The 18022-nt window shown below is 72.3% G+C and carries 21 protein-coding genes and 1 riboswitch; of the genes, 11 read left to right on the top strand and 10 right to left on the bottom strand.

The window, feature by feature from the left end; genetic code table 11:
- Positions 1-57: 57 nt before the first annotated feature.
- Genes bioD through bioB form a run of 3 tightly spaced genes read right to left on the bottom strand, consistent with a single transcriptional unit; the run spans position 58 to position 3276 of the window.
- Positions 58-780, bottom strand: a complete 723-nt coding sequence (gene bioD, locus ABZ490_RS40065; protein ID WP_359002117.1) for a dethiobiotin synthase — start codon at positions 778-780, stop codon at positions 58-60.
- Positions 781-782: 2 nt separating this feature from the next.
- On the bottom strand, positions 783-2072 hold the full coding sequence (locus ABZ490_RS40060; protein WP_359002115.1) for an adenosylmethionine--8-amino-7-oxononanoate transaminase: 1290 nt from the start codon (positions 2070-2072) through the stop codon (positions 783-785).
- Complete coding sequence (gene bioB / locus ABZ490_RS40055) at positions 2065-3276, bottom strand: biotin synthase BioB (protein ID WP_359002113.1); 1212 nt, start codon at positions 3274-3276, stop codon at positions 2065-2067. Before bioB ends, ABZ490_RS40060 begins: the two co-directional genes overlap by 8 nt.
- Positions 3277-3424: 148 nt before the next feature.
- Between bioB and ABZ490_RS40050 the strand changes: the two genes are divergently transcribed.
- The gene (locus tag ABZ490_RS40050; RefSeq protein WP_359002111.1) at positions 3425-4552 is read left to right on the top strand and encodes an 8-amino-7-oxononanoate synthase; all 1128 of its coding nucleotides are present in this window, start codon (positions 3425-3427) and stop codon (positions 4550-4552) included.
- A 47-nt stretch (positions 4553-4599) separates the two neighbouring features.
- Here the strand turns inward: ABZ490_RS40050 and ABZ490_RS40045 are convergent, their stop codons facing one another.
- A complete protein-coding gene (locus ABZ490_RS40045) occupies positions 4600-4845 on the bottom strand; it encodes a DUF397 domain-containing protein (protein ID WP_359002109.1) in 246 nt (81 codons plus the stop codon).
- Between the two features lie 9 nt (positions 4846-4854).
- Positions 4855-5715, bottom strand: coding sequence for a helix-turn-helix transcriptional regulator (locus tag ABZ490_RS40040; RefSeq protein ID WP_359002107.1), 861 nt, complete (start codon positions 5713-5715; stop codon positions 4855-4857).
- Positions 5716-5928: 213 nt separating this feature from the next.
- Here ABZ490_RS40040 and ABZ490_RS40035 point away from each other — a divergent pair, with 213 nt between their 5' ends.
- Positions 5929-6468, top strand: a complete 540-nt coding sequence (locus tag ABZ490_RS40035; protein WP_359002105.1) for an ATP-binding protein — start codon at positions 5929-5931, stop codon at positions 6466-6468.
- Here the strand turns inward: ABZ490_RS40035 and ABZ490_RS40030 are convergent.
- The 3 genes from ABZ490_RS40030 to ABZ490_RS40020 form a co-directional block, all read right to left on the bottom strand.
- Complete coding sequence (locus ABZ490_RS40030; protein WP_359002103.1) at positions 6465-6938, bottom strand: C40 family peptidase; 474 nt, start codon at positions 6936-6938, stop codon at positions 6465-6467. The genes ABZ490_RS40035 and ABZ490_RS40030 overlap by 4 nt on opposite strands.
- Before the next feature lie 3 nt (positions 6939-6941).
- A riboswitch (cyclic di-AMP (ydaO/yuaA leader) is annotated at positions 6942-7124 on the bottom strand.
- Positions 7125-7493: 369 nt separating this feature from the next.
- Positions 7494-7799 (bottom strand): hypothetical protein, encoded by a 306-nt coding sequence (locus ABZ490_RS40025; protein WP_359002101.1) that lies wholly within the window; start codon positions 7797-7799, stop codon positions 7494-7496.
- Positions 7800-7805: 6 nt separating this feature from the next.
- On the bottom strand, positions 7806-8432 hold the full coding sequence (locus ABZ490_RS40020) for an ATP-dependent Clp protease proteolytic subunit (protein ID WP_359002099.1): 627 nt from the start codon (positions 8430-8432) through the stop codon (positions 7806-7808).
- Between the two features lie 73 nt (positions 8433-8505).
- Here ABZ490_RS40020 and ABZ490_RS40015 point away from each other — a divergent pair, with 73 nt between their 5' ends.
- Positions 8506-8829 (top strand): type II toxin-antitoxin system Phd/YefM family antitoxin, encoded by a 324-nt coding sequence (locus ABZ490_RS40015; protein WP_359002097.1) that lies wholly within the window; start codon positions 8506-8508, stop codon positions 8827-8829.
- 178 nt (positions 8830-9007) lie between these two features.
- On the opposite strand, the gene ABZ490_RS40010 is transcribed toward ABZ490_RS40015, so the two are convergent.
- Positions 9008-9997 (bottom strand): ABC transporter permease, encoded by a 990-nt coding sequence (locus tag ABZ490_RS40010; RefSeq protein ID WP_359002095.1) that lies wholly within the window; start codon positions 9995-9997, stop codon positions 9008-9010.
- 125 nt (positions 9998-10122) lie between these two features.
- Here ABZ490_RS40010 and ABZ490_RS40005 point away from each other — a divergent pair, with 125 nt between their 5' ends.
- The 8 genes from ABZ490_RS40005 to ABZ490_RS39970 all read left to right on the top strand — a co-directional run bounded on the left by ABZ490_RS40005 (position 10123) and on the right by ABZ490_RS39970 (position 17153).
- Positions 10123-10755, top strand: a complete 633-nt coding sequence (locus ABZ490_RS40005) for a TetR/AcrR family transcriptional regulator (protein WP_359002093.1) — start codon at positions 10123-10125, stop codon at positions 10753-10755.
- A gap of 131 nt (positions 10756-10886) precedes the next feature.
- Entirely contained in the window at positions 10887-11189 is a 303-nt protein-coding gene (locus ABZ490_RS40000) for an urease subunit gamma (RefSeq protein WP_037727756.1), read from the top strand.
- A gap of 14 nt (positions 11190-11203) precedes the next feature.
- Positions 11204-11515, top strand: a complete 312-nt coding sequence (locus ABZ490_RS39995; RefSeq protein ID WP_067256017.1) for an urease subunit beta — start codon at positions 11204-11206, stop codon at positions 11513-11515.
- Positions 11508-13229: an urease subunit alpha gene (locus ABZ490_RS39990; protein ID WP_359002091.1), complete on the top strand. Its 1722-nt coding sequence runs from the start codon at positions 11508-11510 to the stop codon at positions 13227-13229. The genes ABZ490_RS39995 and ABZ490_RS39990 overlap by 8 nt, the downstream gene beginning before the upstream one ends.
- Before the next feature lie 27 nt (positions 13230-13256).
- Positions 13257-13931 carry an urease accessory UreF family protein gene (locus tag ABZ490_RS39985; protein ID WP_359002090.1) on the top strand — a complete coding sequence of 225 codons (675 nt, stop codon included), beginning with the start codon at positions 13257-13259 and terminating at the stop codon, positions 13929-13931.
- 51 nt (positions 13932-13982) lie between these two features.
- Complete coding sequence (gene ureG / locus ABZ490_RS39980; protein ID WP_359002088.1) at positions 13983-14660, top strand: urease accessory protein UreG; 678 nt, start codon at positions 13983-13985, stop codon at positions 14658-14660.
- Between the two features lies 1 nt (position 14661).
- A complete protein-coding gene (locus ABZ490_RS39975) occupies positions 14662-15420 on the top strand; it encodes an urease accessory protein UreD (protein ID WP_359002086.1) in 759 nt (252 codons plus the stop codon).
- A 134-nt stretch (positions 15421-15554) separates the two neighbouring features.
- Complete coding sequence (locus ABZ490_RS39970; RefSeq protein WP_359002084.1) at positions 15555-17153, top strand: alpha/beta hydrolase; 1599 nt, start codon at positions 15555-15557, stop codon at positions 17151-17153.
- A 78-nt stretch (positions 17154-17231) separates the two neighbouring features.
- Here ABZ490_RS39970 and ABZ490_RS39965 read toward each other — a convergent pair whose 3' ends face one another.
- Positions 17232-17951, bottom strand: a complete 720-nt coding sequence (locus tag ABZ490_RS39965; protein ID WP_359002082.1) for a lysophospholipid acyltransferase family protein — start codon at positions 17949-17951, stop codon at positions 17232-17234.
- Positions 17952-18022 lie beyond the last annotated feature (71 nt).

Here is an 18022-nt window from a genome sequence, read left to right as displayed (position 1 = left end):
CGTCGTTGTCCGTCTGCGGGTGTGCGGGGGGCCTGTCGCGCAGTTCCCCGCGCCCCTCTAGGGCGCCTCCGCCAGCGCGTCTCGGAAGGTTGCCGCCTCCCACGTCCCGTCCAGGCGCGCCGCCAGCCAGGACGGGGCCGCCGTGCGGAAGTCGGCCGGGGCGAGTCCGCCCACGCCCATCGGGAGGGCGCCCAGCAGCGGGGCCGCGGCCACGTCCGGGAGGTCCGTGACGTTGCAGCGCATCGCCAGGTCCGGGGCGTCGGGCCAGCCGCCGATCACCACGCCGAGCAGCTCCACGCCCCGTGCGCGCAGTTCGCGGGCCGTGAGTTCCGTGGTGTTCAGGGTGCCCAGGCCCGCCGAGGCCACCACCAGGACCGGGGCCCGCAGCGCCTGGGCCACGTCGGCCAGGGTGCCGCCGGCCTCGTCGAAGCGGACGAGCAGGCCGCCCGCACCCTCGACCAGGACCAGATCGTGCTCCGCGGCCAGCTTCTGGGCCGCCTCGACGACGTCGTACGGCCGCACCGGGGGGAGCCCCGCCCGCCGGGCCGCCGTCGCCGGGGCCAGCGGCTCGGGGTAGCGGGCGCACTCGGCGGTCGTGACCGGTCCCGCGAGCCGCGCGATCTCCTCGGCGTCCCCGCGCTCGTCGGGCCGTACACCCGTCTGCGCGGCCTTCAGGACGGCCACCGTGCGGCCCGCCGCGAGCGCGGACGCGGCGACGGCCGCCGTGGTGACGGTCTTGCCGACCTCCGTGCCCGTCCCCGTGATCACCAGGATCGGCATGTTCATCCCTCCCGCGCCGCGGCGCACACCGCGCGCGCGATCCGTGCCAGGTCCGTGTCGCCGGTGACGTACGGCGGCATCGTGTAGACCAGGTCGCGGAACGGGCGCAGCCAGACGCCCTCCCGGACGGCCGCCGCGGTGGCCGCCTTCATGTCCACCGGATGGTCCAGCTGCACCACCCCGATGGCGCCGAGGACCCGTACGTCCCGGACGCCGGGGAGCCCGGCGGCCTCCGCCAGCCCGTCCCTGAGACCCGTCTCGATCCGTTTGACCTCCGCGAGCCAGTCCTGCCCGAGGAGCAGCCCGATCGAGGCGCAGGCGACGGACGCGGCGAGCGGATTGCCCATGAACGTCGGGCCGTGGGCCAGCACCGGCACCTCGCCCCGGGAGATCCCGTCGGCCACCCGGGAGGTGCACAGCGTCGCCGCCAGGGTCAGATAACCGCCGGTCAGCGCCTTGCCCACGCACATCACGTCCGGCGTCACCGCCGCGTGGTCCGCCGCGAACAGCGCCCCCGTGCGTCCGAACCCGGTCGCGATCTCGTCGAACACCAGCAGCACGTCGTGCGCGTCGCACGCCTCGCGCAGCACCCGCAGATACGCGGGGGAGTGGAAGCGCATCCCGCCCGCGCCCTGCACCACCGGCTCCACGATCACCGCGGCCAGTTCGTCCGCGTGCCGCTCGATCGCGGCACGCAGCTGATCGGCGTACGTCTCCTCGTACTCGACCGGTGGGGGGTCCACGAAGATCTGACGGGGCAGCACGCCGGTCCACAGGTCGTGCATGCCCCCCTCGGGGTCGCACACCGACATCGGCTGCCAGGTGTCGCCGTGATAGCCGCCGCGCCAGGTCAGCAGGCGCTGCTTGGCGGGGCGGCCCAGCGAACGCCAGTACTGGAGGCACATCTTCACCGCGACCTCGACCGACACCGAACCGGAGTCGGCGAGGAAGACGTGCTCCAGGCCGTCGGGAGACATGTCGACGAGGAGCTTCGCCAGCCGGACGGCGGGCTCGTGCGTGAGCCCGCCGAACATGACGTGGCTCATCCGGCCGAGTTGCTCGCGCGCCTCCTCGTTCAGCACCGGGTGGTTATAGCCGTGGATCGCCGACCACCAGGACGACATGCCGTCGACCAGCTCGCCCGAGCCGTCCGCTAGGCGCAGCCGCACCCCGCTCGCCGACTCCACGACGAGCGGGTCCACCCGGCCGGGCATCGGACCGTACGGGTGCCAGACGTGCCGCCGGTCCAGTTCCAGCAGCTCGGCGACGGGCAGTGCGGGCAGCTCAGGCATTGGGCGCGAGGTCGGTGCCGGCGCCGCGGCGGCGCACGGCGACCAGGTCCGTACGGGGCTCACCGGCCGGGGCGGCCGCAGCGGCCGTACCGCACACCGAGCCACCCTCGTGCGACCCGCAGCCGGAACCGCAGCCCGCCTCGGCGTGGGAGCCGCAGCCGGCCTCGGCATGCGATCCGCAGCCGCCGCCGGCCGTCGCCGCCCGATGCTCCGGGAGGGTGACCTCGCCCGCGCCCTCCACCTCGAATCCGGCGTCCGCGATCATCTCCAGGTCGGCCTTGCCGGCCTGGCCCTCGGTGGTGAGGTAGTCGCCGAGGAAGATCGAGTTGGCCAGGTTCAGCGCGAGCGGCTGCTGGGTGCGCAGATGGACCTCGCGGCCGCCCGCGATGCGGACCTCGACGTCCGGGCAGACGAACCGGACCATCGCCAGGATCCGCAGACAGCGCTGCGGGGTGAGGTTCCACTCCTTGCCCAGCGGGGTGCCCTCGACCGGGATGAGGAAGTTGACCGGCACCGAGTCCGGGTCCAGCGCGCGCAGCGAGAAGACCACGTCGACCAGGTCCTCGTCGCTCTCGCCCATGCCGGCGATCAGCCCGGAGCAGGCCGACAGGCCCGCCGCGTGCGCCTTGGAGACCGTGTCCACCCGGTCGGCGTACGTGTGGGTGGTGGTGATGTCCCCGTACGTCGCCTCGGAGGTGTTGAGGTTGTGGTTGTAGGCGTCCGCGCCCGCCTCGCGCAGCCGTTCGGCCTGGCCGTCGGAGAGCAGCCCCAGACAGGCGCACACCTCGACGCCCTCGTTCTGGTCCTTGATCGCCTTGATGGTCTCGGAGACCCGGTCCACGTCACGGTCGGTGGGACCGCGCCCGGACGCCACCAGACAGACCCGCTTGGCCCCGCCCGCGAGCCCCGCCGCGGCGGCCCTGGAGGCCTCGTCCGGCTTGAGCCAGCTGTACTTCAGGATGCCGGTCGTGGAGCCGAGCCGCTGGGAGCAGTACGAGCAGTCCTCGGGGCACAGGCCCGACTTGAGGTTGACGAGATAGTTGAGTTTCACCCGCCGGCCGAACCAGTGCCGGCGCACCTTCCCGGCCGCGGCCACCACGTCCAGCACGTCGTCGTCGGAAGTGGCGAGGACGGCGAGCGCCTCCTCGCGGGTCGGCAGCTCGCGCCGAAGCCCCTTGTCCACCAGCGTGTTCAGCAGGTCCATGAGAGCCGATCCTGTCCTACGGGACCGCCCCGGGCCAAGGTAGGGATCACACAACACACCCGGATCGACGTGTGGGTATTGCCACACCGTGGGTAGCGGTCCGTGACGTTAGGGTCTGTCCGCTACCTACAAAAGCCCCGGAGGAGCCATGGCGTTCGGCTGGATCGACGAACAGGCGCGGGCGCGCCGCCGGGCCGGACTCGTCCGGACGCTGCGGCCCCGTCCGGCCGACTCGCCGCTGCTCGATCTCGCGAGCAACGACTACCTGGGCCTGTCCCGCCACCCGGAGGTCACCGAGGGCGCCGCGACGGCCGCGCGGACCTGGGGCGGCGGCTCGACCGGCTCCCGCCTGGTCACCGGCACCACCGAGCTGCACACCGAGCTGGAGCGGGAACTGGCGGAGTTCTGCGGCTTCGAGGCGGCGCTCGTGTTCTCCTCCGGGTACGCCGCGAACCTGGCCGCGGTCACCGCGCTGGCCCCGCACGACTCGCTGATCGTCTCCGACGCGGGCAACCACGCCTCGCTGATCGACGGCTGCCGGCTGGCCCGGGGGACCACCCAGGTGGTGGCGCACGCGGACCCCGACGCCGTACGGAAGGCGCTCGGCACCCACGACGGCCCGGCGGTGGCCGTCTCCGACACGGTCTTCTCGGTCGACGGCGACGCGGCCCCGCTGGCCGGGCTCGCCGCCGCCTGCCGGGAGCACGGCGCCGGGCTGGTGGTGGACGACGCGCACGGGCTCGGCGTCCTCGGGGACGGCGGGCGGGGCGCCCCTTACGCGGTCGGGCTGGCCGGCGCCGAGGACGTGGTCGTCACGGTGACGCTGTCGAAGTCCCTCGGCAGCCAGGGCGGGGCCGTCCTGGGGCCCGCGCGGGTGATCGACCATCTGGTCAACGCGGCCCGCACCTTCATCTTCGACACGGGCCTCGCCCCCGCGGCGGCCGGTGCGGCCCTCGCGGCGCTCCGGCTGCTGCGCCGGGAGCCCGAGCGGGCGGCACGCGCGCGTGCGGTGGCCGCGGAACTGCACGACCGGCTGACGGCCGCGGGCCTGGAGGCGGTACGTCCGGACGCCGCGGTCGTCTCCGTGCGTGCGCCCTCCCCGGAGGAGGCCGTGCAGTGGGCGGCGGACTGCCGGTCGGCAGGCCTCGCCGTGGGCTGCTTCCGTCCTCCCTCCGTGCCCGACGGCATCTCACGTCTGAGGCTGACCGCCCGCGCCGACCTCTCCGGGGCCGAGCTGGATCGCGCTGTACGGGTCATCGGGGAGACACGACCATGAGTCGGCGTGACACGGCCGGGGTCGCCCCTGCTGCCGGATGGCGGTGATCAGTGGAACGCGGCGGTGAAACCCGACCAGCTCTCGGGGGAGAAGAGCAGGGCGGGACCCTCCGGGTCCTTGGAGTCGCGTACGGCGAGCAGCCCGGCGAAGGGCCCGAGGGCCGGCCGGGCGGTCTCCACGCAGTTGTTCGCTCCCGTGCTGTAGCTGCTGCGCAGCCACCGCACCTGGGGGAGAGCGTGGGGATCCGTGCTGCGGGGTGCGTTCCGAGGTACGTTCCGAGGCAGAGCAGACATGGTGCCTCCCTACGCGCCGTCAGCTGTCGCGGCGATGTATTCCAGTGATTCCCCGGGCGAAAGCGCATGTGCCCGAAGGGCGTTGAAGGCCTCGGTGTAGGCCTCGAGGTCTTCTTTCCGTTCGAGGTAGAGGCTACTCGTCAAGTGGTCGAGAACAACCACATCCAGATCAGGGGCGCTCGAAAAGGAGAAGATAACGAAAGGCCCGGTGACACCGATATGCGCACCGGCCGCGAACGGCAGTACCTGCAAACGCACTTGGGGAAGTCGCGCCGCCTCCATCAGCCGGACGAGCTGGCGCTCCATCACCTCCGGGCCGCCCACCTCCCGCCGCAGCACCGCCTCGTCCAGCACCGCGCTCAGCCGGAGCGGCGGCTGCCGGCGCAGCACGTCCTGGCGGGCGATCCGCACCTCCACCAGGGTGTCCAGCTGGTCCTCGTCGGCGCCCTCCACCGCGGCCCGGGTCACCGCGCGGGCGTACTCGGCCGTCTGGAGCAGTCCGGGGACCACCGTCGTCTCCAGCGTGCGCATCGCGCCGGCCTGCGACTCCAGGCTGATGAAGTCCCGGTAGGCGGCCGGCAGGACCCCGCGGTAGGCGTGCCACCAGTGGTCGCGGCCGCCGCTCTCCTCCGAGCCGGCCAACGCCGTCATCAGCTCCCGCAGCTGCGGATCCGTCACACCGTAGACGTCGAGAAGTAACCGCACATCGGCCGGTTTCGTACCGCTGGTGCCGGTCTCGATCCGGCTCACCTTGGACTGGTGCCAGCCGACGAGCCGGGCCGCCTCGCCGCTCGTGAGCCCCGCCCGGGCGCGCAGACTCCGCAGTTCGGCGCCCAGCTTCCGGCGGCGTACCGCGGGACCGTGTTGCATGGGCTCCTCCTTACTCCTTATGGGCCGCCCGAAAACGCTCTGCCGTGGCAGAGTTCACCGCATTGGGCGACAGATATATGCATATCTTGGTGGATCGCCACCCGTGACGGGCGCGCTGATGGCAGTCTGGCGAAGTAGCACCAGTCCGGGACCGTACTCGAACCATCCGCAGCGTGTCGGACTCCGGTCCCGTGGGAAAGGGACGAGGTCGCCATGGCAGACCATCTGGAAGCATCCGTCACTCTGCCGAGCGAAGCCGCCTCGGTCTCCACGGCCCGCGGCTTCGTGGCCGGGACGCTGGACGAATGGGGACTGCCGGCGGACACGGAGGCGGCCGACGCCATCCGGCTGATCGTCTCCGAACTCGCCACCAACGCCGTGCAGCACACGTTCGGACAGTCCCCCACCTTCACGGTGGGCCTGGTGCTCGACCGCGACGAACGGCTGTGCATCGGTGTCACCGACAGCCACCCGCGCTTCCCCCAACGACTGCCGGCCGCTGTCCAGCAGGACAACGGCCGAGGCATGGTGATCATTCGCTGGCTGACCGCCGAACGCGGCGGCCGGCTCAGGGTGCGCCCCACACGGGAGGGCGGAAAGACGGTCACGGTCGAGCTGCCGTGGACCGTCCCGGCGGCGGAGCCGGTGGCGGGCGCCGGGGCGACCGTGCTGCCGGGGAGCTCCCGGGGTGGTGAGGGCGCGTCAGGGACGCCGTCACCACTCCGGGAAGCGATGCCCGAGCCCCGGCCCTAGCGGACCCGGCCGTACCAGACGCTCTTGGTCCAGATCTTCTCCAGCTTCACCCAGCTGCCGGTCTTCGGCGAGTGCCAGATCTTGCCGTGCCCGGCGTAGATCCCGACGTGGTACACGTTCGAACCGGAGTGGAAGAACACCAGGTCCCCGGCCTTGCGGCTGGAGGCCGAGATGTGGCGCGTCTTGTTGTACTGCTGCGCCGCCGTGCGCGGCAGGGTCTTGCCCGCCTTCTTGAACGAGTACATCGTGAGGCCTGAGCAGTCGAACCTCTTGGGTCCGGCGGCCCCCCACTTGTACGGTGCCCCCTTCTTGGAGGCCGCGACCTGGAGCGCCTTCGTCGCCGGCGTGGCGGCTGCCGCGTCGGCGGCCACCCCGGGGATCACGATCGAGCCGCCCACGGCGGCGATGGCGAACGCGGAGGCCGTACCGGCCCGGGCCATGAGCGACGGGACACGATTGAGCGCAGTCATGCGCAACCCTTCGTCAACCGCCTGTGAAGGATGACCTGTCGGATTCGGGCTGACAAAGGTGCCCGGCCGCTCACGCGGCTTCACCCCAAGGGCTGCTCGGCCCGGTCATGGCGTGACCGTTCCGGCGACCCGTCGTGCTTGGGTCCTCCACTCCTGCCGATGCACTCCTGTCGACGGGTCAATCCGGGCAGCGGCAGGACTCGGCGTCCGCCCGGACCGCCCCGCCGCTTGTGGCGGGGACTTGTCGTCAGACACGGATCTTGACTCACCGTTGACCGAAAATCCCAATGGAACCGGTGATTTGTGGGGTTACTCACCACTCACCCGTTCGGGTGGACACCCTGATGGGGGATCAGGTGTCAAGGCCGCCAAAGGGCCCCCGACCTGCGCCGCTACCCCTTGTGGCGCCCCGGAAAACGGCGCCTTCGGCACAATGCGCGCGCTCGCAAGAGGAGCCCCCGCTACGCCGAACGGGGGTAACCCGTCTGGTGCGTTTCAGGTCCGGCCGGGACGTCGCGATCGGCGCGGCGACGCTCCGGGCCGGACGAGCGTGCGTCAACTGTCGGAGAGCGGAGGGACCGTGACGCGCGCGGTGCGGCGCTCCCCGTCCAGGACGCGCAGCGCCCGCGCGAGGGTCGGCGCGTGGAGTTCGCTCTCGCCCCGCTGATGCATCAGCGTCAGGGCGTCGCGCAGCTCCATGGCCCTCGCCACCAGCGCCTGGGCGGCCCTGAGGCCCCGGTAGGTGTCACCGTCGTGCGCGGGATTGATCCGCCCGAGCAGATCCACCACGTCCAGATAGCGGTCGATCAGCTCGGCCTCGGCGCGGGTGAGCGCCGGCAGCGGCGGCAGGTCGGGAACCACCGCGGCTCACCTCGCCCCGGAGAGGTCGCGCCGGGTGGGGACGACCCCGTCCACCAGCCCGTACGCCATGGCCTGAGGCGCGGTCAGGATCAGATCCCGCTCGATGTCCTCGGTCACCTGTTCGGGAGTGCGCCCGGTGTGCCGTACCAGCATCTCCTCCATCAGGTCCCGGGTGCGCGCCAGCTCCTCGGCCTGGATCGCCAGGTCACTGGTCTGGCCCTCGACGGGCTCGGGCAGCGCGGGCTGCCGGATCACCATCCGGGCGCCCGGCAGCGCGAACCGCTTGCCGGGCGTGCCAGCCGCCAGCAGCACCGCCGCCGAGGGGCCGGCCTGGCCCAGGCAGGTCGTCTCCACGTCACAGGTGACGTACCGGACGGTGTCGTAGATCGCGGTCATCGCGCCGAACGAGCCGCCGGGGGAGTTGATGTACAGCGCGATGTCCCGGTCCGGGTCCTTGTGCTCCAGGTACATGAGCTGGGCCATCACGTCGTTCGCCGCGATGTCGTCGATCGGTGTGCCGAGGAAGACGATCCGCTCCTCCAGCAGCTTGCTGTACGGATCCATCGTGCGGTGTCCGTGGCTCGTGCGTTCCGTGAACTCGGGCAGGACGTGTCGGGCGGACGGTCGGGTCATCGGGAACCCCTCCTCGGGCGTCTGGCGCATCTGTAAAAAATGTACAGGACGTACGTGACGTTAGAATGGGGTCATGGCCTACGAGATTCCGGTGACGCAAGCCAGGGCTGAACTCGCCGACCTGATCAACCGGGTGGTGTACGGCGGTGAGCGCGTCGTCGTGACACGGCACGGCAAGCCCCTCGTCGCCCTTGTCTCCGCCGCCGACCTGGAGCGACTCGACGAACTGGACCGGTCGCCGGAGGAGCTGGACCATCCCGTGGAGGAGCCGGTGATCGGCTCGGTCTCCGCCGTGCGCGAGGTCGCGTCCGCTCGCCGCGAACAGCACCGGTTCGGGATCGTGGCGGAACACCGGGGCGGGGCGGCCGCGGAACACCGGGGGCCGAACCCGTCGTAGGCACGCCGAAGGCCGCGCACCACCGGGGTGCACGGCCTGGGAGGGGGCGGAGGGGGCCGGTCAGGCGACGAGTGCGGGTGTGCGGCGCTCGGTGGCCGGTCCGGCCGGGGTCTTCCGCGCCTTCGGCTGGGCGCCAGCGGGACCGCGCACCGGGGTGCACGGCCTGGGAGGGGGCCGGTCAGGCGACGAGTGCGGGTGTGCGGCGCTCGGTGGCCGGTCCGGCCGGGGTCTTCCGCGCCTTCAGCTGGGCGCCCAGCAGGACCGCGCCGAGGCCGAAGGCGGCCCACCAGACCAGGGTGAGGGCGGGGCCGGTCGCCGCCGCGCCGTCGAAGAACGACACCGAGCGCAGCAGCGTGGTGCCCGCGCCCGGCGGCAGCCACTGACCGATCGCCCCGGCCGGCTCGGGCAGCATCCGCGGGGCCGAGGCCGCCCCGGAGAACGGGTTGCCGAGGAACATCACCAGGAACGACATGGCACCGATGCCCGCCGGGCCGACCAGGGCCGCGCAGCCGGCCACCGCCGCGGCCACCGCGAGCGTCGACAGCCCGAACACCGAGGCCTCCGCCCACCAGTCGCCGGTGAGCACCCCCAGCCAGCTGTCCGCCACGGCCGCCGCCACCAGCCCGACCAGGACGGCCGAACCGGTCAGCGCGAGCACCGCGCGGACCCCGCGCAGCCCCAGGACCGTCACCACCGCGCCCGCGACGATCCCGGCCAGGGCCAGCGGCAGCACGCTCGCGCTCAGGGCGGCGCCGCGCGGGTCGGCCGCCGGGGCCGGGACGACGTCCACGGTCTTCACCGCCGTGCCCTCGGCGGCGGCCTGCCGGCCCACCGCCTGCTGGAGCAGCTGGGCCACCACCGGGCTCGCGGCCGAGGCGGTCAGCAGCTCCGGACCCCGGTCGGTGACGACCACCGCGCCGTATACGGTCCGGTCCTCGATGGCGTCGCGGGCGGCGGCCTCGTCGCGGTAGCGGTGGATCTCGAAGGCGCCCTCGTGCCGGGCGAGCTGCTTCTCCACCTGGGCCGTCGCGGCGGCCGGGCCCGCCACGCCGAGCGGCAGGTCACGGGGCGCCGTGCGGGCGGCGGGCCAGGCGAAGGCCCACAGCGCGACGGCGGCGAGGGTCGGGACGAGCAGGACGACGGCGATCAGGCGCCGGGTGGCGGACATGTCTTCCCCCTGGGGGCTGGCGGGTGCGGGACTAAAAAAGAAGGATCGTTCGTTTTACTTGTGGACCCACCGTGCGCCTCCGGTCGTCGCTTGTCAAGAAGGAATGTTCGTTTTACGTTTGCGGCATGGCACGCGTATCCCAGGCCCACCTAGACGCCCGCCGCCGGCAGATCCTCGACGGCGCCGCCGTCTGCTTCGCCCGCAACGGCTTCCACGCCACCTCCATGCAGGACGTACTGAAGGAGGTCGACCTGTCGGCCGGGGCGGTGTACCGCTACTTCAGCGGCAAGGAGGAGCTGATCGCCGCGATCGTCTCCGAGGTGCTCGAGCAGGTCCGCGCCGCCTTCGAGGAGGCGTCCCGCACCGGCCCGCCGCCGCCCCCGGACGTCCTGGTCGGCGAGGTGCTGGGCCACACGCTCGCCGCCAGGGCCTCCCTGACCGTCGACGGAAAGCCGGCCTTCCCCCGGCTCGTCGTCCAGGTCTGGACGGAGACCCTGCGCAACGAGGAGCTCTCGGCCGTCCTGAGCGAGGGCTACGGCTCGGTGCGCGCGGCCTGGGTGCGGATCGTCGAGGCCTACCAGGCCGCCGGGACGATGCGCGCGGACGTGGACCCCGACCACGTGGCCCGCACGATGATCGCGTCCGTGCTGGGCTTCATCGCCCAGCAGTCACTGTTCGGACCGGCGCCCGTGGAGGTGCTCGGCGACGGACTGCGCGCCCTCATGAGCGTGCCGGAGCCGGGACCGGGCACCCCCTGAGTGGGTCACAGCTCGGTTAACGTGCTCGAAATGCGCCCCAACTAGCCTGCCCCTCCACGCCACCAGGGCTTTTCCTCGTGGCTGCGGCAACCGGGCCCCGCACGGTCCGGAGCGAGGATGTGAGGTGGGACGTGCAACTGACCCCGCACGAGCAGGAGAGGCTGCTGATCCATGTCGCGGCCGACGTCGCCGAGAAACGCCGGGCCCGCGGACTGAAGCTCAACCACCCCGAGGCGGTCGCCCTCATCACCGCGCACCTCCTCGAAGGCGCGCGCGACGGCCGTACGGTCGCCGAGCTGATGGCCTCCGGACGCAAGCTGCTCACCCGGGACGACGTCATGGAGGGCATCCCCGAGATGATCCACGACGTCCAGGTCGAGGCCACCTTCCCCGACGGCACCAAGCTCGTCACCGTCCACGACCCGATCGTCTGAGAGGGGAGGCCGCCATGATTCCCGGAGAGATCCTCTTCGCCGAGGACCCGATCGTCTGCAACGAGGGCCGCGAGGTCACCCGGCTCACCGTCCTCAACGCCGCCGACCGGCCCGTCCAGGTCGGTTCCCACTACCACTTCGCCGAGGCCAACCCCGGTCTGGACTTCGACCGCGCGGCCGCCCGCGGCCTGCGGCTGAACGTCGCCGCCGGCACCGCCGTGCGCTTCGAGCCCGGCATCCCCGTCGAGGTGGAACTCGTCCCGCTGGCCGGTGCCCGGGTGGTGCCCGGACTGCGCGGGGAGACCGGAGGAGCCCTCGATGCCTGAGATCTCACGGGCCGCGTACGCCGACCTGTTCGGCCCGACCACCGGCGACCGGATCCGCCTCGCCGACACCGATCTGCTGATCGAGATCGAGGAGGACCGCTCCGGCGGCCCGGGGCTCGCCGGTGACGAGGCCGTCTTCGGCGGGGGCAAGGTCATCCGGGAGTCCATGGGCCAGTCACGCGCTACGCGCGCAGACGGCACCCCCGACACCGTCATCACCGGCGCCGTCGTCGTCGACCACTGGGGGATCGTCAAGGCCGACGTCGGCATCCGCGACGGGCGCATCACCGCGCTCGGCAAGGCGGGCAACCCCGACACCATGGACGGTGTCCACCCCGATCTGGTGCTCGGTCCCGAGACCGAGGTCATCGCGGGCAACGGACGCATCCTCACGGCCGGCGCGGTCGACGCGCACGTCCACTTCATCTGCCCGCAGATCGCCGACGAGGCGCTGTCGGCCGGCGTGACCACCCTGGTCGGCGGCGGCACCGGACCCGCCGAGGGCTCCAAGGCCACCACGGTGACCCCGGGTCCCTGGCACCTCGCCCGGATGCTGGAGGCGATGGAGCAGTACCCGCTCAACATCGGCTTCCTCGGCAAGGGCAACACCGTCTCGCAGGAGGCGATGCTCTCCCAGATCCGGGGCGGCGCGCTGGGCCTGAAGCTGCACGAGGACTGGGGCTCGACCCCGGCCGTCATCGACGCCTCCCTGACCGTCGCGGAGCGCACCGGCATCCAGGTCGCCATCCACACGGACACCCTGAACGAGGCCGGGTTCGTGGGCGACACGCTCGCCGCGATCGCCGGGCGGGGCATCCACGCCTACCACACCGAGGGAGCGGGCGGCGGACACGCGCCGGACATCATGACGGTGGTCTCCGAGCCGCACGTCCTGCCCAGCTCCACCAACCCGACCCGCCCGTACACGGTGAACACCGCCGAGGAACACCTCGACATGCTCATGGTGTGCCACCACCTCAACCCGGCGGTCCCCGAGGACCTCGCCTTCGCCGAGTCCCGGATCCGGCCGTCCACCATCGGGGCCGAGGACATACTGCACGACCTCGGGGCCATCTCGATCATCTCCTCCGACGCCCAGGCCATGGGCCGGGTCGGCGAGGTGATCCTGCGGACCTGGCAGACGGCCCACGTGATGAAGCGCCGCCGGGGCGCCCTGCCCGGCGACGGGCGCGCCGACAACCACCGCGTACGGCGCTATGTCGCCAAGTACACGATCAACCCGGCGCTCGCGCAGGGGCTGGCCAAGGAGATCGGGTCCGTCGAGACGGGCAAGCTCGCCGACCTCGTCCTGTGGGAGCCGGCGTTCTTCGGTGTCAAACCGCACCTCGTCCTCAAGGGGGGCCAGATCGCCTACGCCCAGATGGGTGATGCGAACGCGTCCATCCCGACCCCGCAGCCGATCCTGCCGCGCCCGATGTACGGGGCGATCGGCCGCGCCCCGGCCTCGAACTCCTTCAACTTCGTGGCACCGCTCGCGATCGAGGACGGGCTGCCGGAGCGCCTCCAGCTCGGCAAGAGGTTCGTCGCCATCGAGTCCACCCGTGGGGTCACCAAGGCGGACATGCGGGAGAACGACGCCCGGCCGCGCGTCCAGGTCGACCCCGACAGCTTCGCCGTGCACATCGACGGCGAACTGGTCGAGGCGACCCCGGCGGCCGAGCTGCCCATGGCCCAGCGTTACTTCCTGTTCTGATGGGCGGCATCTGATGGGGGGCATCTGATGGGCAGGGCAGCGCTGCTCGTCCTGGCCGACGGCCGCTTCCCCGCCGGAGGGCACGCGCACTCCGGCGGGGCGGAGGAGGCGGTCAAGGCGGGCCGGATCACCGGCGCGGCGGACCTGGAGGCCTTCTGCCGGGGCCGGCTGCACACGGCCGGACTCGTCGCGGCCGCCCTCGCCGCCGCGGCGGCGGCCGGGGCCGACCCGGCCGCACTGGACGCGGCGGCGGACGCCCGCACCCCGTCCCCGGCGCTGCGGCTCGCCGCGCGCAGGCTGGGCCGCCAGCTGATGCGGGCCGCCCGCGCGACCTGGCCCGGTCCCGAACTGGACGCCCTGGCCGGGAAGTTCCCCAAGGGCGCCCACCAGCCGGTGGTGCTGGGACTGACGGCACGCGCGGCCGGACTCGGGCCCGAGGACGCGGCGTACTGCGCGGCGTACGAGAGCGTGAGCGGCCCGGCGACGGCGGTCGTACGGCTGCTCAGCCTGGACCCGTTCGAGGCGACGGCCGTCCTGGCCCGGCTGGCACCGGAGCTGGACCTCGTCGTCGACCGGGCGGTGACGGCGGGCGCCGCCGTACGGACCACCGGGGTCGACGCGCTGCCGGCGGCGTCCGCGCCCCTGCTGGAGATCGGCGCGCAGGCCCACGCGGCGTGGCCGGTGCGTTTGTTCGCCTCCTAGGTCTCCCACGCCGGACGCGCTGAAAGATCTCTACTGAAGGAGAGTTGTCCCATGCACCTCGACCACTCCCACCCCGGACCCGCCGCCGTCGGTGCCGACGCCCGTCGGCCCGACGGGGCCCGGCGGGCCCTCAGGATCGGGCTCGGCGGGCCCGTCGGGTCGGGCAAGACCGCCACGGTCGCCGCGCTCTGCCGGGCACTGCGCGACGAGCTGTCCCTGGCCGTCGTCACCAACGACATCTACACCCGCGAGGACGCCGAGTTCCTGCTGCGGGAGGCCGTGCTGCCGCCCGAGCGGATCACGGCCGTGGAGACGGGCGCCTGCCCGCACACCGCGATCCGCGACGACATCTCCGCCAACCTCGAGGCCGTGGAGGACCTGGAGGACGCCGTCGGCCCGCTGGACCTCGTACTCGTCGAGTCCGGTGGCGACAACCTCACCGCCACCTTCTCCAAGGGGCTCGTCGACGCGCAGATCTTCGTCATCGACGTCGCGGGCGGCGACGACATCCCGAGGAAGGGCGGACCGGGCGTGACCACCGCCGACCTGCTCGTCGTCAACAAGACCGACCTCGCCCCGTACGTCGGCTCCGACCTCGCCCGGATGGCCGCCGACGCCAAGGCGCAGCGCGCCGAACTGCCCGTGGTGTTCCAGTCGCTCCGCGCCGGGAGCGGGGTGGCGGACGTCGCCGCCTGGGTGCGGGCACAGCTCGGCGCCTGGACGGCGTGAGATGAGCGGAGTGCGTGCCGTCGCGCGCATCGGGGCGACGGCCGACGGACGCGGCGGAACCGCCCTGCCCGTCCTGGAGAGCGACGGCCCGCTCGCGCTGCGCCGCACCCGCGGCGCCGGTGACGAGGCCCGGGTCGTGCTCGTGGGCGCGATGAGCGGCCCCCTCGGCGGGGACCGCTTCGCGGTCGAGGCGCGGGTCGGCGGCGGGGCCCGGCTGAGGGTGGGCTCTGCCGCGGCCACGATCGCCCTGCCCGGGCAGATCAAGGACGCCGCCCACTACGACGTCCGGCTCGATGTCGCCGACGAGGGCGAACTGCACTGGCTGCCCGAGCCGTTGATCTCCGCGCGCGGCAGCGACCTGTACGTCACCACCCGCGCCGACCTCGCGCCCGGGGCCCGTCTGGTGCTGCGCGAGGAGCAGGTTCTCGGCCGGGTGGGGGAGGAGCCGGGGCGGCTCACCAGCCGGCTCGTGGTCCGGGTGGGCGGCCGGGCCGTCCTCGACCAGGAACTGGCCTGCGGACCCGGCGCCCCCGGCGGCTGGGACGGCCCCGCCGTGCTCGACGGACAGCGCGCCGTCGGCCAACTCGTCATCGTGAGACCGGAGTTCGCGAAACATCCGGTGGCCGCGCAGGTCCTCGGCGAGCACGCCGCCCTGGTGCCGCTCGCCGGACCCGCCGCGCTGGTGAGCGCCGTCGCACCGGACGGGCTACGGTTGCGGCGGGTGCTGGACGAGGCGTTGACCGGCCTCGGCCTCCGCTGAGCGGATCTTTCCTCTCCGGTTATCGGATTGGCAAAGAAGGTCAATCACACCTTTTCTCAGGCACCTCACAGCCGCGAGGATCCCCCTACCGCCGTATCGCTGTACCGCCATAACAAGGTAGGGGAGAAGCCCACTTGAGGGACATACGACCGAACAGACGGACCGCAGCGCTCGGTTCGGCCGGCGCGCTCGTCGTCGCCACGCTGATGGCCTCCGCGGTCGCGGCGCCGACCGCGAGCGCGGCCGGCGGCCGTTCGGGACAGGACAGGGAACAGCGGGGTGCGGCGATCGCCGCGGAGCGCGCCGCCAAGGCCGGCATCGACTGGCAGGACTGCCCGGCCGACTGGGGCCTGGAGAAGCCGATCCAGTGCGGCTGGGTCACCGTGCCGCTCGACTACGCCCGCCCCAACGGCAAGAAGATCAAGCTCGCCGTCGACCGCATCGGCAACACGGGCACCCAGAAGGAGCGCCAGGGCGCGCTCGTCTACAACCCGGGCGGCCCCGGCGGCTCCGGTATGCGCTTCCCGCGCCGCGTCACCACCAAGAACGCGATCTGGGCGAACGTCGCCAAGGCCTACGACTTCGTCGGCTTCGACCCCCGCGGCGTCGGCCACTCCGCGCCCATCTCCTGCGCCGACCCGCAGGAGTTCGTCAAGGCGCCCAAGGCGGACCCGGTCCCGGACAACGAGGCCGACAAGCTCGCCCAGATCAAGCTCGCCCGTGCGTACGCCGACGGCTGCAACGAGCGCAGCGGCGAGATGCTGCCGTACATGACCACGCCGAACACCGTGCGCGACCTGGACGTCATCCGCGCCGCCCTCGGCGAGAAGAAGCTCAACTACCTGGGCGTCTCCTACGGCACCTACATCGGCGCCGTGTACGGCACCCTCTTCCCGGGCCACGTCCGCCGCATGGTGGTCGACAGCGTGGTCAACCCCTCCCGCGAGAAGATCTGGTACGAGGCCAACCTCGACCAGGACGTCGCGTTCGAGGGCCGCTGGAAGGACTGGCAGGACTGGGTCGCCGCCAACGACGCGACCTTCCACCTCGGCACCACCCGCGCCGCCGTCCAGGCCAAGTGGCTGGAGCTGCGCGCCACCGCCAAGAAGCACCCCATCGGCGGACTGGTCGGCCCGGCCGAGCTGATCTCGTTCTTCCAGGGCGCCCCGTACTACGACTCCTCGTGGATCCCGGTGGCGACGGTCTTCAGCAAGTACTTCGCCGGGGACACCCAGGCGCTCGTCGACGCGGCCGCCCCGGACCTGACGGACACGGCCGGCAACATCACCGCGGAGAACGGCAACGCGGTCTACACGGCCGTCGAGTGCACCGACGCCAAGTGGCCCACCAGCTGGCGCAAGTGGAACGCCGACAACACCCGGCTGAACAAGGACTACCCGTTCCTGACCTGGGCCAACGCCTGGATGAACCTGCCGTGCGCCTACTGGTCGGCCAAGCAGCAGACCCCGGTCGAGGTCAAGACCCACAAGGGCCTGCCGGGCGTGCTGATCGTGCAGTCCGAGCGGGACGCGGCCACCCCGTACGACGGTGCCGTCTCCCTGCACAAGCGGTTCAAGGGCTCCCGTCTGATCACGGAGAAGGACGCCGGCTCCCACGGTGTGACGGGTCTCGTCAACCCCTGCATCAACCCCCGGGTGGACAGCTACCTGCTCACCGGGAAGCTGGACGCCAAGGACGTGACCTGCGCCCCGCACGCCACGCCGAAGCCGTGACCACCGGCTGACAGCGAGGGGCGGCCGGATCGACTCCGGCCGCCCCTTCGCGCTGAGACGTCTCGCGGTGACCCGACGTCAGTGCCGTGGTATCCGGGGGAACTTGCGCTTCTCCGCCGCCGCGGCCTGCTGCGCCTTCACCACCGCCGCGTACTCGTCGACGTACTCCTGGTCGGACAGCTTCAGGATCGCGTACATGATCTCGTCGGTGATCGCGCGCAGGATCGCCTTCTCGTTCTCCATCCCGGCATAGCGGGAGAAGTCCAGCGGCTTGCCGAAGCGGATCACCACCGGGTGGAGGTTGGGGATCAGCTTGCCGGGCGGCTGCGCCTCGAAGGTGCCGATCATCGCGCACGGGATCACCGGCACCCCGGCCCTGAGCGCCATCACCGCGACCCCCACCTTGCCCTTGTACAGCCGTCCGTCGTGCGAACGGGTGCCCTCCGGGTAGATGCCCAGCAACTCGTCCTTGCCCAGCACCCCGAGGCCCTCGCGGATCGCCGCCTGGCCCGCCTCCTTGCCCGAACGGTCCACCGGGATCTGTCCCGCGCTGCGGAAGAAGAAGGCCGTGAGTCTGCCCTTGAGGCCCGGCCCGGTGAAGTACTCCGCCTTCGCGAGGAAGGTGATGCGCCGCTTGAGCACCGCGGGCATCAGGAAGTGGTCCGAGAACGACAGGTGGTTGCCGGCGACGATCGCAGCCCCCGACTCCGGTACGTGCTCCAGGCCCTCGATGCGCGGGCGGAAGGCCAGCTTCAACAACGGGCCCAGCAAAACGTACTTGAGCACGTAGTAGAACAAGGGGTAGCTCCTCACTCCGGTGGATCCGCGACGATCGGCCGCGGCACCAGGTTCCTGCCGCCGGTGGCCGC

This window comes from Streptomyces sp. NPDC005811 (assembly GCF_040630405.1).
In the GTDB taxonomy this organism is placed as follows: domain Bacteria; phylum Actinomycetota; class Actinomycetes; order Streptomycetales; family Streptomycetaceae; genus Streptomyces.
The sequence above is the reverse complement of the archived record's forward strand: the minus strand, read 5'-3'. Positions and strand labels throughout refer to the sequence as shown.

Coding starts and splice junctions, on each gene's coding strand:
- ABZ490_RS40015 (WP_359002097.1), top strand. CDS start 8,506: ATGGCCTACGAGATTCCGGTGACGCAAGCCAGGGCTGAACTCGCCGAC.
- ABZ490_RS40040 (WP_359002107.1), bottom strand. CDS start 5,715: ATGCAACACGGTCCCGCGGTACGCCGCCGGAAGCTGGGCGCCGAACTG.
- ABZ490_RS40045 (WP_359002109.1), bottom strand. CDS start 4,845: ATGTCTGCTCTGCCTCGGAACGTACCTCGGAACGCACCCCGCAGCACG.
- ABZ490_RS39975 (WP_359002086.1), top strand. CDS start 14,662: ATGAGCGGAGTGCGTGCCGTCGCGCGCATCGGGGCGACGGCCGACGGA.
- ABZ490_RS40060 (WP_359002115.1), bottom strand. CDS start 2,072: ATGCCTGAGCTGCCCGCACTGCCCGTCGCCGAGCTGCTGGAACTGGAC.
- ABZ490_RS40010 (WP_359002095.1), bottom strand. CDS start 9,997: ATGTCCGCCACCCGGCGCCTGATCGCCGTCGTCCTGCTCGTCCCGACC.
- ABZ490_RS40035 (WP_359002105.1), top strand. CDS start 5,929: ATGGCAGACCATCTGGAAGCATCCGTCACTCTGCCGAGCGAAGCCGCC.
- ureG (WP_359002088.1), top strand. CDS start 13,983: ATGCACCTCGACCACTCCCACCCCGGACCCGCCGCCGTCGGTGCCGAC.
- ABZ490_RS40020 (WP_359002099.1), bottom strand. CDS start 8,432: ATGACCCGACCGTCCGCCCGACACGTCCTGCCCGAGTTCACGGAACGC.
- ABZ490_RS39990 (WP_359002091.1), top strand. CDS start 11,508: ATGCCTGAGATCTCACGGGCCGCGTACGCCGACCTGTTCGGCCCGACC.
- ABZ490_RS40005 (WP_359002093.1), top strand. CDS start 10,123: ATGGCACGCGTATCCCAGGCCCACCTAGACGCCCGCCGCCGGCAGATC.
- ABZ490_RS40050 (WP_359002111.1), top strand. CDS start 3,425: ATGGCGTTCGGCTGGATCGACGAACAGGCGCGGGCGCGCCGCCGGGCC.
- ABZ490_RS39985 (WP_359002090.1), top strand. CDS start 13,257: ATGGGCAGGGCAGCGCTGCTCGTCCTGGCCGACGGCCGCTTCCCCGCC.
- ABZ490_RS40030 (WP_359002103.1), bottom strand. CDS start 6,938: ATGACTGCGCTCAATCGTGTCCCGTCGCTCATGGCCCGGGCCGGTACG.
- bioD (WP_359002117.1), bottom strand. CDS start 780: ATGCCGATCCTGGTGATCACGGGGACGGGCACGGAGGTCGGCAAGACC.
- ABZ490_RS39995 (WP_067256017.1), top strand. CDS start 11,204: ATGATTCCCGGAGAGATCCTCTTCGCCGAGGACCCGATCGTCTGCAAC.
- bioB (WP_359002113.1), bottom strand. CDS start 3,276: ATGGACCTGCTGAACACGCTGGTGGACAAGGGGCTTCGGCGCGAGCTG.